The organism is Paraburkholderia lebeckiae (assembly GCF_050436225.1).
Lineage (GTDB): Bacteria > Pseudomonadota > Gammaproteobacteria > Burkholderiales > Burkholderiaceae > Paraburkholderia > Paraburkholderia tuberum.
The window spans coordinates 2,257,001-2,272,864 of the sequence record NZ_JBNDLU010000001.1; the positions used below are offsets into that span (position 1 = coordinate 2,257,001).

At 64.4% G+C, this 15,864-nt stretch carries 13 protein-coding genes and 1 pseudogene; 5 read left to right on the top strand and 9 right to left on the bottom strand.

Going from position 1 to position 15,864, the window contains the following annotated elements; translation table 11 throughout:
• The first annotated feature begins 211 nt into the window (after window positions 1-211).
• A complete protein-coding gene (locus OKW45_RS10545) occupies window positions 212-802 on the top strand; it encodes a BPSL1445 family SYLF domain-containing lipoprotein (protein ID WP_184007138.1) in 591 nt (196 codons plus the stop codon).
• A 264-nt stretch (window positions 803-1,066) separates the two neighbouring features.
• Window positions 1,067-2,554: a SulP family inorganic anion transporter gene (locus tag OKW45_RS10550; RefSeq protein ID WP_429467858.1), complete on the top strand. Its 1,488-nt coding sequence runs from the start codon at window positions 1,067-1,069 to the stop codon at window positions 2,552-2,554.
• A 68-nt stretch (window positions 2,555-2,622) separates the two neighbouring features.
• Here OKW45_RS10550 and OKW45_RS10555 read toward each other — a convergent pair whose 3' ends face one another.
• Both OKW45_RS10555 and OKW45_RS10560 read right to left on the bottom strand, forming a co-directional pair.
• A complete protein-coding gene (locus OKW45_RS10555) occupies window positions 2,623-4,182 on the bottom strand; it encodes a methyl-accepting chemotaxis protein (protein ID WP_429467861.1) in 1,560 nt (519 codons plus the stop codon).
• Window positions 4,183-4,292: 110 nt separating this feature from the next.
• Window positions 4,293-4,847 (bottom strand): YbaK/EbsC family protein, encoded by a 555-nt coding sequence (locus OKW45_RS10560; protein ID WP_167368715.1) that lies wholly within the window; start codon window positions 4,845-4,847, stop codon window positions 4,293-4,295.
• A 193-nt stretch (window positions 4,848-5,040) separates the two neighbouring features.
• Here OKW45_RS10560 and OKW45_RS10565 point away from each other — a divergent pair, with 193 nt between their 5' ends.
• Together OKW45_RS10565 and OKW45_RS10570 are read left to right on the top strand one after the other, a co-directional pair.
• Window positions 5,041-6,309 carry a YhjD/YihY/BrkB family envelope integrity protein gene (locus tag OKW45_RS10565; protein ID WP_429467863.1) on the top strand — a complete coding sequence of 423 codons (1,269 nt, stop codon included), beginning with the start codon at window positions 5,041-5,043 and terminating at the stop codon, window positions 6,307-6,309.
• 428 nt (window positions 6,310-6,737) lie between these two features.
• The gene (locus OKW45_RS10570; RefSeq protein ID WP_429467866.1) at window positions 6,738-7,931 is read left to right on the top strand and encodes a porin; all 1,194 of its coding nucleotides are present in this window, start codon (window positions 6,738-6,740) and stop codon (window positions 7,929-7,931) included.
• A gap of 154 nt (window positions 7,932-8,085) precedes the next feature.
• On the opposite strand, the gene OKW45_RS10575 is transcribed toward OKW45_RS10570, so the two are convergent.
• From OKW45_RS10575 to pdxR, 6 genes are all read right to left on the bottom strand, one after another.
• Window positions 8,086-8,958 (bottom strand): proteasome-type protease, encoded by an 873-nt coding sequence (locus OKW45_RS10575; RefSeq protein ID WP_429467869.1) that lies wholly within the window; start codon window positions 8,956-8,958, stop codon window positions 8,086-8,088.
• A gap of 159 nt (window positions 8,959-9,117) precedes the next feature.
• A complete protein-coding gene (locus OKW45_RS10580; protein WP_429467871.1) occupies window positions 9,118-9,918 on the bottom strand; it encodes a transglutaminase family protein in 801 nt (266 codons plus the stop codon).
• Between the two features lie 12 nt (window positions 9,919-9,930).
• The gene (locus OKW45_RS10585) at window positions 9,931-10,881 is read right to left on the bottom strand and encodes an alpha-E domain-containing protein (RefSeq protein WP_018423502.1); all 951 of its coding nucleotides are present in this window, start codon (window positions 10,879-10,881) and stop codon (window positions 9,931-9,933) included.
• A gap of 159 nt (window positions 10,882-11,040) precedes the next feature.
• A complete protein-coding gene (locus OKW45_RS10590) occupies window positions 11,041-12,450 on the bottom strand; it encodes a circularly permuted type 2 ATP-grasp protein (RefSeq protein ID WP_429467873.1) in 1,410 nt (469 codons plus the stop codon).
• Window positions 12,451-12,862: 412 nt separating this feature from the next.
• Window positions 12,863-13,315 carry an HU family DNA-binding protein gene (locus OKW45_RS10595; protein ID WP_018423504.1) on the bottom strand — a complete coding sequence of 151 codons (453 nt, stop codon included), beginning with the start codon at window positions 13,313-13,315 and terminating at the stop codon, window positions 12,863-12,865.
• A gap of 375 nt (window positions 13,316-13,690) precedes the next feature.
• On the bottom strand, window positions 13,691-15,178 hold the full coding sequence (gene pdxR / locus OKW45_RS10600; RefSeq protein WP_429467875.1) for a MocR-like pyridoxine biosynthesis transcription factor PdxR: 1,488 nt from the start codon (window positions 15,176-15,178) through the stop codon (window positions 13,691-13,693).
• An 85-nt stretch (window positions 15,179-15,263) separates the two neighbouring features.
• Between pdxR and OKW45_RS10605 the strand changes: the two are divergent.
• Window positions 15,264-15,452: pseudogene (locus OKW45_RS10605) on the top strand (carboxymuconolactone decarboxylase family protein); the annotation flags it as partial.
• Between the two features lie 24 nt (window positions 15,453-15,476).
• Here OKW45_RS10605 and OKW45_RS10610 read toward each other — a convergent pair.
• The gene (locus OKW45_RS10610; protein WP_026226353.1) at window positions 15,477-15,776 is read right to left on the bottom strand and encodes a hypothetical protein; all 300 of its coding nucleotides are present in this window, start codon (window positions 15,774-15,776) and stop codon (window positions 15,477-15,479) included.
• Window positions 15,777-15,864 lie beyond the last annotated feature (88 nt).

Sequence of the window (15,864 nt, forward strand, 5' to 3'; positions counted from 1 at the left end):
TCGCGCAAGGCGGCGCGGCCCTTGGGCACGCTATCTGCTGTTTGAGCGGTGGACGTCCGCGATGCGAACGTCGCGGCACGCTGCCGCCTGGCTGCGATAACCGCGCGCGCACGGAACCTCCAGCGCGCAAATGAGAACAAAGCAAAGCAGGCGATTCGCCGCACTCTTCCAAAACGTACAACACGCGTGAGAAACGCAAAGGAAAACCGTCATGCGCAGACGACAATTCATCATGACCGGCAGCGCTGCATTGGCCGTCGCAGGCCTGAGCCTCACCGGTTGCACGACGACTTCGCCATCCTCGAACGCATCGCCGTCTGCCAACGCCGGCAAGCGCGACACGATCAACGCCGGCGTCGACTCGACGCTCGCGCGTCTCTACGAAAACGTCGACGGTGCGCGTGAGCTCGTCGCGAAAGCGCGCGGCGTGCTGGTGTTTCCATCGGTGATCTCGGCCGGCTTCTGGGTCGGCGGACAGTATGGTGAAGGGGCGATGCGCATCGGCGGCCGCACGGTCGGCTACTACAGCACGGTCGCGGGCTCGTTCGGGTTGCAGATCGGCGCGCAGTCGAAGGCGCTCGTGTTTCTGTTCATGACGCAGGAAGCGCTCGACGAATTCATGCACAGCCAGGGCTGGGCAGTCGGCGCGAATGCGACCGTCGCCGTGCTGAAAGTCGGCGCGAACGGCGCGGTCGATTCGTCGACCGCGACGAGCCCGGTACAGGCTTTCGTGCTGACCAACGGCGGCCTGATGGCCGGCGTGTCGCTCGAGGGCACGAAGGTGTCGCGGCTGATTATCTGAGTATCTGAGCGCAGCTTTCCCTCTTGCGGATTTGTGGTGCGAGCGCGCCGCGCGATTGCACGACAGATCCGCGCCGCGCGTTCGGGCCATAGCGTTCCCGCCCGCTTCGCCAGCGCCGTTCATCGCGCTACGGTAGAATCCACGCCTTTCGTAAAGCGTCCGCGCCCAGCGGACGCAATCCTTCGCGCAGCCGCGCGTTGCCACGCCAGTTCGGCGCAGCCCATACAAGCCTCAGCATTGCGCTCGCGCGCCACCTCGTAGAACATGAACACCGCTAGTCCCGCTTCCGGTCGGCCCGCCTGGCTGTCCGGCATTCGCAGCAACGTACTCGCAGGCTTGACCTCGTCGTTCGCGCTGGTGCCCGAATGCATCGCCTTTGCGCTCGTCGCCCATCTGAATCCGTTGATGGGTCTGTACGGCGCATTCTTTATCTGCACCGTCACCGCGCTATTTGGCGGACGTCCCGGCATGATTTCGGGCGCCGCGGGCTCGATGGCCGTCGTGATCGTCGCGCTCGTCGTCGAGCACGGCGCGCAGTATCTGCTTGCGACCGTGATCCTGAGCGGCCTCCTGATGATGCTGTTCGGCATATTGCGGCTCGGCAAACTGATCCGTATGGTCCCGCATCCGGTCATGCTCGGCTTCGTCAACGGACTCGCGATCGTCATCGCGACCGCGCAGCTCGCTCACTTCAAAACGGTCACGCCGCACGGCGAAGCCTGGCTGCACGGCAGCGCGCTCGCGACGATGTGCGCGCTCGTCGCGCTGACGATGGCGATCGTCTATCTGCTGCCGCGACTTACGCGAGCCGCGCCACCGGCGCTCGTGGCCATTCTCGGCATCGGCCTTTTCACGCAGCTGCTGCATCTGCCGACGCGCACGCTCGGCGACATGGCGCATGTCGCCGGCAATCTGCCGACGCTGCATCTGCCCGACGTGCCGCTCGATCTCGAGACGCTTCGCATCATCCTGCCGTACGCCGTGCTGATCGCGATCGTCGGTCTGCTCGAAACGCTGCTGACGTTCAACCTGACCGACGAAATCACCGAAACGCGCGGTCAGCCGAATCGCGAATGCGTCGCGCTCGGCGCGGCGAACATCGCATCGGGACTGTTCGGCGGCATGGGCGGTTGCGCGATGATCGGCCAGACCATGATCAACCTGAATTCGGGGGGGCGCTCGCGGCTTTCGGGAATCGTCAGCGGTGTGATGATCCTGCTGTACATCCTGTTCCTGTCGCCGCTGATCGAGCGAATTCCGCTCGCGGCGCTGGTGGGCGTGATGTTCGTGGTCGCGCAGCAAACCTTCGCGTGGGGATCGCTGCGCGTGCTCGGCAAGGTGCCGCGCAACGACGCGCTCGTGATCGTCGCGGTCACGGTCATCACCGTGTTTGCCGATCTCGCGATCGCGGTGATGTGCGGCATCGTGATCGCCGCGCTCAACTTCGCGTGGCAGCACGCGCGCGAAATTCACGCGCATGCCGAGGATCGAGCGGGCCATAAGACCTATGTGCCGCGCGGCACGCTGTTTTTCGCGTCGACGACGCGCTTTCACGAGCTGTTCGATCCGGCGCGCGACCCGGCGAGCGTGACCGTCGATTGCAGTCACCTGCTGCTCGCCGATCATTCGGCGCTCGCCGCGTTGCAGGGTCTGGCCGAGCGCTATCGCAAGGCGGGCAAGGAATTGCGCATGAAGAATCTGTCGGAGCGCAACCGCCAATTGTTGAGTCGCGCGGGGATCGGCCTGGCGTGAGACACGCACCGCGTTGCGAGCCCGCGTGCGGTGAATTCTCGCGCGCGTCGACAACGCGGCCTGGTGCTTTAGCGCTGCTCGGGCAACCGGAACACCGCGATCGCCGCCGACAACTGCCCGGTCTGCGTCTTCAGCACATCGGCCGCCGCGCTCGCTTCCTCGACGAGCGCCGCATTCTGCTGCGTCGTCTGATCCATGCTCGCGACCGCGATGTTGACCTGCTCGATGCCCGAGGTCTGCTCGGCCGACGCAGCGCTGATCTCGCCCATGATGTCGTTGACACGACGTACCGCCTGCACGACTTCCTGCATCGTGTCACCCGCGCGTCCGACGTGCTCCGAACCGCCCGCGATCTGCGCGGCCGATTCCTCGATCAGCGCCTTGATCTCCTTCGCGGCCGCCGCGCTGCGTTGCGCGAGCGTGCGCACTTCGCCCGCGACCACCGCGAAACCGCGGCCCTCCTCGCCCGCGCGCGCCGCCTCGACGGCCGCGTTCAACGCGAGAATATTGGTTTGAAACGCAATCCCTTCGATCACGCCGATGATGTCGCCGATCCGGTGCGACGACTGTGAAATCCCGCGCATCGTGCCGATCACCTGACCGACCACCGCGCCGCCTCGCGCCGCGGTCTCCGACGCGTTGTACGCGAGCTGGTTCGCCTGCTTCGCGTTGTCGGCGTTCTGACGCACGGTCGCGGTGATCTGCTCCATGCTCGACGCGGTCTCGCCTAGCGCGGCCGCCTGCTGCTCGGTGCGGCGCGACAGGTCCGAGTTGCCCGCGGCGATCTCGTTCGATACCGACGAAATCAGCGTCGCGCCGCCGCGAATCTGCTCGATCGCCTGCGCGAGACGCTGCTGCATCCGTTTCATCGCGGCGAGCAGGCTCGTGCTGTCGCCGGCCTTCGCGTCGACGACCACGTCGAGGTCGCCGTCCGCGATACGCGATGCAATCTGCAGCGCGTACGCCGGTTCGCCGCCAAGCTGACGCAGAATGCTGCGCAGAATCACGCCGATCACCAGTGACACGAGCGCGCAAAGCACCAACGCCGCGATCACGTATTGCACGAGGGTGCGGTAGAACACGCCGTCGATGTCGTCCGTGAAAACGCCGGTGACGATGGTCCAGTCCCACGGCTTATAAAGCCGCATGTAGTTGATCTTCGGCGCAAGCTTGTCGGTGCCGGGCTTCGGGAACTGCAGATGAACGAAGGCCTCGCCTTCGCGCTGCGTTTGCTCGGAACCTTCCTTGAACACGTGGCGGCCGTCCGGATCGGTGACGTTGGTCATGTCCTTGCCGACGAGGTCGGCGCGCGTGGCATGCATCAGCACGTGCGCCTGGCGGTCTTCGAGCACGAGATAGCCGCCGGCACCGTCGTAGCGCATTGCGCGCAGGTCGTCCATCGCGGCGCGCTGCGCGTCGGCGAGCGGCATCGTGCCGGCCGCGACGAGCGCGTTGTAGCGATCGAGCACGCTGTACGCGATGCTGACCACGTTTTTCAGCTCGCCCTCGCGATCGGCGATCATCGTGTCTCGTGTCTTGAACGCCCCCCACAGGCCGATCGCCAGAATGCCCATGCACATCACCGCGAGCGCGAGCCACAGCCGCACTTTCAGGCGAAACCGTTCCATCTTCCGTATCCCTTGTCGTGGTCGGCGGCTGTCCGCGCGAGCGGACGCCGCAAACGTTTCATGTCGTAGTCGGGATTAACGGCGCGACGGAGTAAAACTTCAGTGCGGCTTCAAGGTTGCGGGTTTCCGTCCGCCGGCAGCGTCAGCGCCGCCACCTCGCAGCGCGGCCATTGCCGCAGCACGTCGGGCGACATCAGCAGCTTGGCCGCGCGCACGCCGGCGCCCATCACGATCTGCGCACGCTCCATCACGGCGGCGTCGACGAGGATGCGCCAGTCGGCCGGCAGACCGAACGCGGTAATTGCGCCGAACTCCATCTGGCTATGCTCGACCGCCGCCTCGCGCTTCGCGAATGACAGCCGCTGTGCGCCGAGCGCGGCCTTCACCGCGCCGTTGATGTCGAGCCGCCGCGAGCCGAGCGACACGAGCGCCGCATAGTGCTCGCCACCCTCCTTCCTGTAGCGGATCACGATCGTGTTCGCGCAGTCTTCGAGACCGAAGCCGTAGCGAGCGCTGAATGCGGCGGTGTCGGAGGCGTCGTCGGTGACGGCGAACACCGTGATCCCGCGCGCCGGCAATTGTTCGATGACGTGCGCGGGCAGATGCGCGCTCCACTGGTCGCGCTCGATGACGTCCAGTTGCTGTACGAGTTCGTGCGAATGCATGATGAGCGGAAAGGTGACATTGACCCGCTGCATTCTAGCGGTACGCGCGGGCGGCCGCGAAACAGGCCATGAAAGCAGGCCATGAAAGCCGGCCATGCAGCGCTCCGCTTAACTTGTATAGTGACGGGCACGAGGTTTGCGAAAGGCAATGAAGCAAACACCCTGAAGGCGCCCTCACGATTCAGACACGATCATGGACATCGACACGCTCTCTCGCGAGAACCTTCAGCAGGCCGCGCGTCATCAGGCCAATTGGGCGATGGGCGCACTGCGGCAGTTCACGGAGAACCGCTGTCCTGCGATGGCGGCGAGCATCGCGTTCTATGCGGCGTTTTCGCTCGCGCCGACGCTCGTGATGGTGATCGCGGTGGCCGGCTGGTTCTTCGGCCCGGCGGCCGCGCGCGGCGAGCTGTTCGGCCACATCAACGGACTGATCGGCGACCAGGCCGCGGCCGGCGTGCAGACGATCGTCGAGAACGCGCATCACGCGGGCGCCAAAGGCGGCATCGCGACGATCATCTCGTTCTCGCTGCTGGCGATCGGCGCGTCGGCGACGTTCTCGTCGCTGAACAGCGCGCTCAATATAGTGTGGCCGTACAGCGGGCCGCGCACTTCCAGCTGGCTCGCGCTGGTGCGGGTGCGACTGATTTCGTTCGGGCTCGTGCTCGGCGTCGCGTTCCTGCTGATCGTGTCGCTGGTGCTCGATACGGTGATCGTCTTTATCGGCAACTGGCTGTGGGGCGACTCGCCGTACGTCGTGGTCGGCAATCTGCTGCAGCTCGGCGTCGGGCTGCTCGTGCTGATCTTCGCGTTCGCCGGACTGCTCAAGTTTCTGCCCGACGCTCGGGTGCTGTGGCGTGATGCGGTGGTGGGCGGCATCGTCGCCGCCGTGTTGTTCACGGCTGGCAAGAAGCTGTTCGCGCTCTATCTCGCGCATGCGGGCATGGCCAGCGCGTTCGGCGCGGCTGGCTCGCTCGCGGTGCTGCTGATGTGGCTGTACTTCTCGGCGTTGGTGCTGCTGCTCGGCGCGGAGTTCTCGGCGGCGCGCGGCCGGCTGCACGACCCGCGTGGTGGCTGGGGCATGCAGGGCGAGTCTCCGCCGGGCAGCCGCGCGAAGCTCGCGTCGGTACTGGCGGCATCGACCGTCGCGGCAAATGCCGCGCCGTCTTCTCCCGCTGCTGTGGGTGTTGCCGGCCAAATTGCCACGCCGCTACCCGCGGGAATCAACGCGGCGGCGCAAAGGCGCTCCGCGCATGAGACCGCGGTGGACGTCACGCGCAAGGTGCTCGATGTCGAAGCGCAAGCCACCCGTTTCGCGGCGTCCGCCCTCGTCGAAGCGCGCCGCCAGGCGACGGCCGCCGACCGCTACGTGCGACGCAACCCGTGGACCTCGGTGCTGCTCGCGGCCGCCGCGGGGCTCACGGCCGCGGCCATGGCGCGCCGTGGCGCCGACCGGCGCTGAATCGGGCGCTTCACCCACGCTACCGTCCATATCCTTATAGATGCACGTGTTGCGCCGTCAATCCCGTCGATTGCGCTTGGGACACAACGCCCCCCTTCTGTCCAGCCTGTCTAGTCCTTTCGTCCGCCGTCTCTTTTATGCTTTCGCTACAAAGACGAGTGGACGTGTAGACGACTAGATTACATTTAGCATGCAAATCGATGCTTATATGCGTTCATTCGCCCAGTGACTATCAACAAATCAACAATAATGCGCATCAGACCAATAAATGTTGCGCAAATGGAAACAATGGTCGGGAGCTTTAAATACAAGGGTTTGCGTCGATTGTCAGTTTTTGGCGACACTCTTTTTTTTCGTTTCTACCCCGCCGAGCCACTGAGCTATTCTGCTTTCCGCAACAACGAACAATCATCTGCGTGGAGAAATGGATGAAACGAATCGCACTGTCTACCCTCTCGCTGGCGCTCCTCGGCGTTTCCGGCATGGCTCACGCGCAAAGCAGCGTGACTCTCTATGGCCTGGTCGATGAATCGATCCAGTACGTGAACAACGCTACCCCTCACGGCGGTAGCCTCGTGCAAATGTTTGGCGGCAACCTGCAAGGCAACCGTTTCGGCCTGAAGGGCACGGAAGACCTCGGCGGCGGCCTGAAGGCGATTTTCCAGTTGGAAAACGGTTTTGACATCAACACCGGCAAGCTGCAGCAAAATGGCGCGATGTTCGGTCGTCAGGCGTACGTCGGTCTGACGGGCGACACTTGGGGCACGTTTACGGCCGGTCGTCAGTACGACCCGCTGGTCGACATGATCCAGCCGCTGACGGGCGACAACTACTTCGGCAGCACGTTCGCTACGCCGGGTGACGTCGACAACAACGACAACAGCTTCCGCATCATCAACTCGATGAAGTACGTGTCGCCGGTGTGGTCGGGCTTCCAGTTCGAAGGTCTGTACGCTCTGGGCGGCGTCGCGGGCGCGACGGGTTCGGCCCAGACGTGGTCGGGCGCGGCAACGTATGCAACGGGTCCGTTCAGCATCGCTGCTGGTTACCTGCACGCAAGCAATGCCAATTCGCCGGCTACGCGTGCGGCTTCTGAAACCGGCTGGGCTGGTACGGCAGCGCCGTTCGCCACGTTCGATTCGAACTTCGGGGCCTCCGCTGGTATCAACTCGGCTTACGCGTTCTCGAAGTCGATCGGCATCGCGTCGGCAGCGGTTCAGTACGTGACGGGCCCGTGGACGGCTAACCTGTCATACAGCAACGCACAGTACAAGCCGGACGCGAGTTCGGGCTTCGCGACGACGCAGAAGTACAACGTCGGCCGCGCATACGTGGGCTACCAGCTCACGCCGGCAGCGCTGGTCGGTATCGGCTATGCGTACACGCACGGCTCGGGCGACGCAAGCGCAACGTACAACCAGGTTTCGCTGGGCGGCGACTACTCGCTGTCGAAGCGCACCGACGTGTACACGGTCGCCGCATGGCAGCATGCAAGCGGCCAACAGCGTGATCCGGCTACGGGCGCACTCGTTTCGTCCACGGCTTCGATCGGTTCGTATGGCAACCAGTCGAGCACCAACAACCAGGTCATGGTCAGCCTCGGTATCCGTCACAAGTTCTAATCGGACTTCGAATCGGACCTGCTACGCAGCCGACGGGCTGCGTAGCCAGAGACCAGAAACCAGCCAGAGGCGATGCCGATGGCTGGTTTTTTTCGTCCTGAGGTTTTGGTGCGGGCCCGAGCGAGCCTGACCCCGCGCTCCGAACCCAACGCAGCTAGCGCCGCTGCGCCTTGCCCTTGTCGGCCTGCGCGAGAATCTGCGCGGGCGACACATCGTGCTCATGCTCGACGCCATCGGCGCCGACCGGCGCGCGATGTAGCACCAGCGCCCGCTCCGACTGCGGCGACGGTGCATCCAGCGACTGCTGCCAGTCCGGATCGGGAATCTCGGCGAACACCTGGCGCAGCCGCTCGCCCCACGTGCGGTGAAGCATGTCGAAGTACGCGTTGTCGCGATCGATCGACACGAACCGCGTGACGCGCAGCGCATCCTTCTCGTACACGAGCAGATCGAGCGGCAAGCCCACCGACAGGTTCGAGCGCAGCGTCGAGTCCATCGAGATCAGCGCGGACTTCGCGGCCTCGTCGAGCGGTGTGGACGGCGTCAGCACCCGGTCGATGATCGGCTTGCCATACTTCGCCTCGCCGATCTGGAAATACGGATTCACGGCCGACGCCTCGATGAAATTTCCCGCCGCGTAGATCATGAAAAGGCGCATCCGGTTGCCCACGATCTGGCCGCCGAGAATGAAGCTGCAATTGAAGTCGACACCGAACTTCTGCAGCGCCTCGGCCTCGCGCTCATGCACGCGACGCACCGCGCTGCCGACCACGCGCGCGGCATCCGCCATGGTCGGCACGCTCCACAGCGTGGGCTCGCTGGCATCGGCGGGCTCGGACAGCTCGTGCAGCACCGCCTGCGTGATCGACAGATTGCCAGCGCCAAGCAGTACCAGCATGCGTTCGCCGGGTTGCTCGAACACCGACATCTTGCGCGCGGTACTGATGTGATCGACGCCCGCATTGGTACGCGTGTCGGACAAAAATACGAGTCCGTCGTTGACGGCCATCGCTACGCAGTAAGTCATAAGGAATCCGCGGAAGGCAAAGGAACGGGCTATTGTAATGCGGCGCACGGGCGCCTTTTATCCGTGTTTACGGCCTTTTTTGCAGACTTTTGGCTGCTGATTCCTAACACTTGGCAGGAGAGTGTTAAATGCCGTCGCGCGCGTTGGCGTTGCACGCGGCTACTGCGGCATCTGCGCGCTGACCGCCACCGCCACGTGAAGCTCCTCTTCGAGTCCGCCGATGCGTCGGCCGCGTACCGGTGCCGCCGCCTCATAGTCACGGGCGACCGCGAGCCGGCAGTAGATCTCGCTGGCAAACCCGGCATGCGTGACGTCGATCGAAATCCACCCTTTGCCTTCGAGCCATACGTCGACCCACGCGTGACTCGCGCCATGCTGCACGTCGCCGGGTTCGATATATCCGCTCACGTAGCGCGCCGGCACGCCGCGCGCGCGGCAGCACGCGAGCATCAGATGCGCATGGTCCTGACACACGCCGTTGCCGAGCGCGAGCGCCTCGGCGGCCGTGCTCGTAACCTCTGTGACGCCGGGCCGGTACTGCACGCGCTGCACGATCTGCTCGGACAGCGTGAGCAGGCTTGCCGGGTTCGCCAGATTCGCCACCGACTCCGCCAGTTCGCGGATCGCGCCGTCGGCTTCGGTCAGACGCGTCGCGCAGGTGAAATGCTCGAGCGGAATCGGCCCGGGCGGATCACGCAGCACGCCGTCGACGAGCGGCATCGTGTCCACCTCGCCCGACACGCGCAGATGAATCTCGTCGTGCGGCTTGTTCATGACGAGCGTGTGCAGCACGTTGCCGTAGGCGTCGAGCGTCGCGTCGAGCTTGCCCGGCACGTCGATGTTCCAGCGCCGCACGGTCTGTGCGGCGCCGCTCGCGGGCGTCAGGCGCAACTGCTGGATCGAATAGTGAACCGTCGCTTCGTAGCGGTAAGAGGTGTCGTGGCGGATCGTCAGGTACATGAGAAAACTCCGTCAGGCCACTGGCAGCATCAGATAAGTACGCGCCACCAGATTGCCCAGATCGAACACGCGAGCGAGGAACTGCGTCAGATAGGCGTGCAGACCGCTTTCGAAAATCTGCCGGATGTCGGCATACAACAGGTCGGCGCGCAGCTTGCCGGCGAAGCGCTCGCACTGGTTCGAGCCCGACGTGCGCAGCATCGCGAGATTGCTGCACACGCCGTCGAGCGAGGCGAGCAGCGAGCGCGGCATCCGCTGATTGAGGATCATCAGCTCGACGACGCGCGCGGGCGTCACGACGTCGCGATATACCTTGCGATAGATCTCGAGCGCCGATACCGAACTCAGGATCGAGGTCCAGTAATAGAAGTCCTCGAGCTGGCGGGCCGCGTCGCGCGAATTCGGCTCGACGTTGGCGAAACGCACGTCGAGGATCCGCGCGGTGTTGTCGGCGCGCTCCAGATACGTGCCTAGCTGCGTGAAGAAGAACGCGTCGTCCTGCAGCGCGGTGCCGATCGTCACGCCGCGCGACAGATGCGAGCGGAACTTGACCCACTCGAACAGAGAGCCCGGATTGCTCGCGGCCTGCCCGCTCGCGAGCCGCTCGTTGAATTCGAGCCACGTGTCGTTGATGGTTTCCCACCACTCGGTCGTCAGCGTGCCGCGCACCGCGCGAGCGTTTTCACGCGCGGCCTGCAGGCAGGAATGAATGCTCGACGGATTACTTGCGTCGGCGACCATGAAGTCGAGCACGTGGTCGCGCGTCGGTTCGTCGTAGCGCTGCGCGAAGGCGCTTTCGAGCTCGGAGATGAGCAGCACCGAGCGCTGCGCGCGAGCCTCCTGTTCGGGCGTCTGCGGCAGCAGTTGCGCCTTCAGGTTGATGTCGAGCATGCGGGCGGTGTTCTCCGCGCGCTCCATATAGCGGGCCATCCAGAAGAGGTGATCGGCGGTTCGGCTAAGCATGACGGCGTTCCATGTCTGTGATCTGAACGCGCGAGGCCTTCGTCAGCGACGAAAGTCCGCGCTGGTTATCCGTTGAGCGCCAGCGGCGCATCAGGTTGCGAGTGTCGCGCCCTGCTTTGCTCTGTTGCGAGCGAGGCGAGAAGCGCGGCGGCAACCGCGTCAGTCGACCATCCAGGTGTCCTTGGTCCCGCCTCCCTGCGATGAATTCACGACGAGCGAGCCCTCCTGCAACGCGACCCGCGTGAGGCCGCCCGCCACCATCGTGGTGGTCTTGCCCGACAGCACGAACGGTCGCAGGTCGATATGGCGCGGCGCGATGCCCGATTCGACGAAAGTCGGACACGCGGACAGCGCCAGCGTGGGCTGTGCGATATAACCGGTCGGACGCGCGATCAGCCGCTCGCGGAAGGCCTCGACTTCGGCCTTCGTCGAGGCAGGGCCGACCAGCATCCCGTAGCCGCCCGCGCCGTGCACTTCCTTGACCACCAGCTCCGGCAGATTCGCGAGCGTATAGGCGAGATCCTCGGGCTTACGGCACTGATAGGTCGGTACGTTGTTCAGAATCGGCTTTTCGTCGAGATAGAACGCGATCATGTCCGGCACGTACGGGTAGATCGATTTGTCGTCGGCGATGCCGGTGCCCATCGCGTTCGCGAGCGCGACGCGGCCGGCGCGATATGCGGTGAGCAGACCCGGTACGCCGAGCGCGGAGTCGGGGCGAAACGCAAGCGGATCGAGAAAATCGTCGTCGACGCGCCGGTAGATCACGTCGACGCGCTTCGGTCCTTGCGTGGTGCGCATGAACACGTAGTTGTCGTCGACGAACAGATCCTTGCCTTCGACGAGTTCGACGCCCATTTGCTGCGCGAGGAACGTATGCTCGAAGTACGCGGAGTTGTACATGCCCGGCGTCAGCACGACGACGACCGGATCGTCGACGCCCGCGGGCGCGACCGAGCGCAGCGTATCGAGCAGCAGGTCGGGATAATGCGCGACCGGCGCGATGCGGTTCTGCACGAACAGCTCGGGGAAGAGCCGCATCATCATTTTGCGGTTTTCGAGCATGTACGACACGCCCGACGGCACACGCAGATTGTCTTCGAGTACGTAGAACTCGCCTTCATCGCCGGCGCGCACCACGTCGACGCCCGCGATATGCGCGTAAACACCGAGCGGCACGTCGACGCCCTGCATCTCGGGACGATACTGCGCGTTGGTATAGACCTGCTCGGCCGGCACGATGCCCGCGCGCACGATGTTGCGATCGTGATAGACGTCGTGAATGAACAGATTGAGAGCCTGCACCCGCTGTCGCAAACCCGCCTCGAGCGTCTGCCATTCGCCGCGCGGGATGATGCGCGGAATCAGATCGAAGGGAATCAGCCGCTCGGTGCCTGACAGATCGCCGTTCACTGCGAACGTGATGCCGACGCGCCGGAACAGCAGGTCCGCTTCCGCGCGCTTGCGTGCGATCGCTTCATCGCCCTGACTGTCCAACCATCGCTCAAAGCGCGCGTAATGCGGCCGCACGCCATCGTCGCGATGGCGCATCTCGTCGTAGCATCGCATGTCAGCCCCGTCTTGTTGTCAAATAGAAGGCGAATGCGCTGCGCATTCGGTATTCGACCTTCGATCAAGCAAGCGCTATGCCATTCAATATGTCGGGATAGAGCGCGTTGACGTGCCCGCTAACGGAGCATCCGCAGGCCGTCGGATTGCCTTGATCGTACTGTCGTGGATCATCATGCGCCAGTCAGGTGCGTGCGCGCCATCAGGGGGCACACTATGAGAGGCGCGCTTGCCGTTTCGCCAAGGGACTCGACACGCACTACGAAGCGAGCGCACAAAAAAAGTCCCCGTGAATCTTCATCCACGGGGACTTCGATCACCTGCAGGCAGGCGCTTTTTCACGCACTCAAACGTCAGGCATGGTTAAACACAACAGCGCTATGCCGACGCCTGAGTCGTGCGAGCAACGCGTTCAGGCTGTCGCTGCGTCCTTCAGCTTCTTCAGCGCGCGTGCCTTGATGCGCACGCTGGCCGGCTTGGCCGGGAACCAGCGCTCTTCACCCGTGAACGGGTCCTTGCCGAAGCGCTTCTTCTTCGCCGGCACAGCCTGCACGACGATCTTCAGCAGACCCGACAGCGTGAATTCGCCAGCGCCCTTCTTGTGCACCGTGCCGAGGATCGTGTCTTCGAGCGCGGCCAGCACGGCCTTGGCGGTCTTCGGTTCCACTGCAGCACGTTCAGCGATGTGAGCTGCCAACGAGGCCTTCGTGAAGGTGTCCTTGATCGGCGACGGTGCGCCAGACGCCTTCACGGCGACCTTCTTGGCTGCGACGGCTTTCTTCGCAGGAACTTTCTTTGCAGCAACCTTCTTGGTCGGTACCGGGGCAGCAGCCTTCTTGGCCACCTTTTTTGCGGAAGTCGGCATGTTTCTCCTACCTGTTGTGGTCAGTGAATTGCTCGAAGCGCACACCGTATGTGCACGCTTCAACGCCGGATTCTACAAGCGCTAAAGCGATTTGCGCGACTCTTTTATGTATTGCGATGAAGTTTTTTGCGCGGCGCCAACGGTGCAACACGTTTTAGTACCTGTTTTAGCGGCTAAAACGTGCGTGGCGAGCTCTTTGACATGGCAGGAGTAACGCTCGTTACAGTTGTTTCGGCCGCGGTTTCGAGGCGGTTGCGTCGGGCGAGCCGGTGTTTTCGCCCCTTGAAACAGGGCATTTTCTTCGTTTGACGCGTCAAGCAACGCATCCCCCAACGTTTCGACGATGCCTACGCCTCGCTTGCGGCGGGCTCCGTTTCAGCGAGCGATGCGCTGCAGGATGTCGGCGAGCGTCGTCAGCGCCGTGTCGATATGTTCGGCCGCGATGCTGCCATAGCCGAAGATCAAGCCAGGCTGCGGTGTCACGCGATGGTGAAATGGAGCGAGTCCATAGAGGCCGATCGACGCTTCACGCGCGGCGGCAACGAGCACCTCTTCGCCGAGCGACGCCAACGGCCCCTTGAGCCGCGCCGCCAGATGGATGCCGGCGGTCGGCACGATCGGCTCGAACCAGCGCGCGAGACCGCCTTGCAGATGCTCGAGCAGCATCGCGCGGCGGGCCGCGTAAGCCTTGTGCATGCGCCGCAGATGGCGCGCGAAGTCGCCATTGAGCATGAACGACGCGAGCGCCGTTTGCGTCAGCGTGCAGCCGTGACAATCGGCGATCTGCCGCGCCTTCAGCAGCGGGCCGTGCAACGACGCGGGCGGCACCAGGTAGCCGATGCGCAATTCGGGGAAGATCGTCTTCGAAAACGTGCCGACGTAGGCGACGAGGCCAGCGCGATCGAGACTCTTCAGCGGCTCCATCGGCCGGCCTTCGAAACGGTACTCGCAGTCGTAGTCGTCCTCGATGATGACCGCACCGCGCTTTTGCGCCCATTCGAGCAGTTCGACGCGACGCTCGAGGCTCATCGGCATACCGAGCGGAAACTGATGCGAAGGCGTCACGTAGACGAGCCGTGCCTTGTCCGGCAGCTTGCCGACGATCAGGCCTTCGCGATCGACCGGTACCGGCACCACGCGCGCGCCGGTCACCTTGAAGCATGCATGCGCGGGCGGGTAGCCGGGGTCTTCGATGGCCGCGATTTCACCGGGCCGCAGCGTGATGCGCGCCATCAGATCGAGCGCGTGCTGCGCACCCTGCGTGACGATCACGTCTTCCCAGTTGCTCGACACCGCACGGTTGAAAGCGAGGTAGCGCGAGATCGCGAGCCGCAGCTGCTGCTCCCCCGCGACGTCGCGATAGGTGCCGGGGCTGCGCGCCTGGCCGCGTAGAGCATGATTCACGCAGCGGCGCCAGACGTCGAAGGGAAACAGCGTCTTGTCGGTCGCGCCGCCGATGAAGTCGAGCGGGGACGGCACCGACGGCCGCGGCAACGCCAGACTGTCGGGCATCTGCTCCCACAGCGGCTGCGCGCGTGCGGCGGCCTTCGCTTGCGCGGCGGCCCGCTCGCGCGAACGAGCCGCCGCGCGCGCGTGGGCGGAACGCTCGGCCGGCAACCGTTCGAGTCCGTCGGCGACGAAGGTGCCCGAACCGGCACGGGCGCTCAGATAACCCTCTGACAGCAGTCGCTCGAATACGTCGAGCGTGGTCTTGCGCGACACACCGAGCTGCGTCGCGAGATCGCGCGTGGACGGCAGACGCGTGCCGCCGGCAAGGCGCCCTTCGAGAATGCCCGCGCGCAACTGCCGATAAATCTGTCCGGACAGATCGTGATGGCCTTCGACCGCGATGTGAATGTCCATTCGGGTGGTTACCTCAAATAACGGCGAAATGGTTATTTCGACCGACCAGTGGCGAACGTCAGCTTACCGCCACGGACGCCCGACGCGCGAACGCGCGGCGCTCGAATGGACGGAGGCGGTGACGCTGGTCGCGCAAACGCGCGTGCCGGATACGGTATGGGACGCGGTGAAGCCGCATTTCAGCGAGCAGGAAATCAGCGACCTGACGCTGCCGATCGTTGCGATCAACGGCTGGAACCGCATTGCGGTGTCGTTCAGGAAGATGCCGGAGTAAGCGGCGGCGCGTCTTCGCGGAGCTTCAGAAGATTACGGAAACCGCCACCGCGAACCAGATCGCGGTCACGCCCGCGAGAAACAGATGCCGCGCGATACGCACGCGTGAGTCGCTGTTCTCCGGCTCGACGGGACTCGTCGCCATCCATGGCACGAGGCCCAGGCACGCGAAGCCGGCCAGCGCGAGCACAAAGACCACGACGTCGGCCTTGCGCCAGGCAGTCGGCTCATACATACCCCAGTAGCCGAGAAACACGATGCCGATCGAGAACACGGTCGCGGAAGCGGCGCTGAGCGCGGGCACCGATCCAGTTGGAGCCGGCATGCTTGACCTCCGATCGTCAGGTTGCGGCGGCGCTCGCGTGCGTCGCGCCATCCGCCCGATCCGCGTTCGCGTCGGCCGCGGCGAGCCG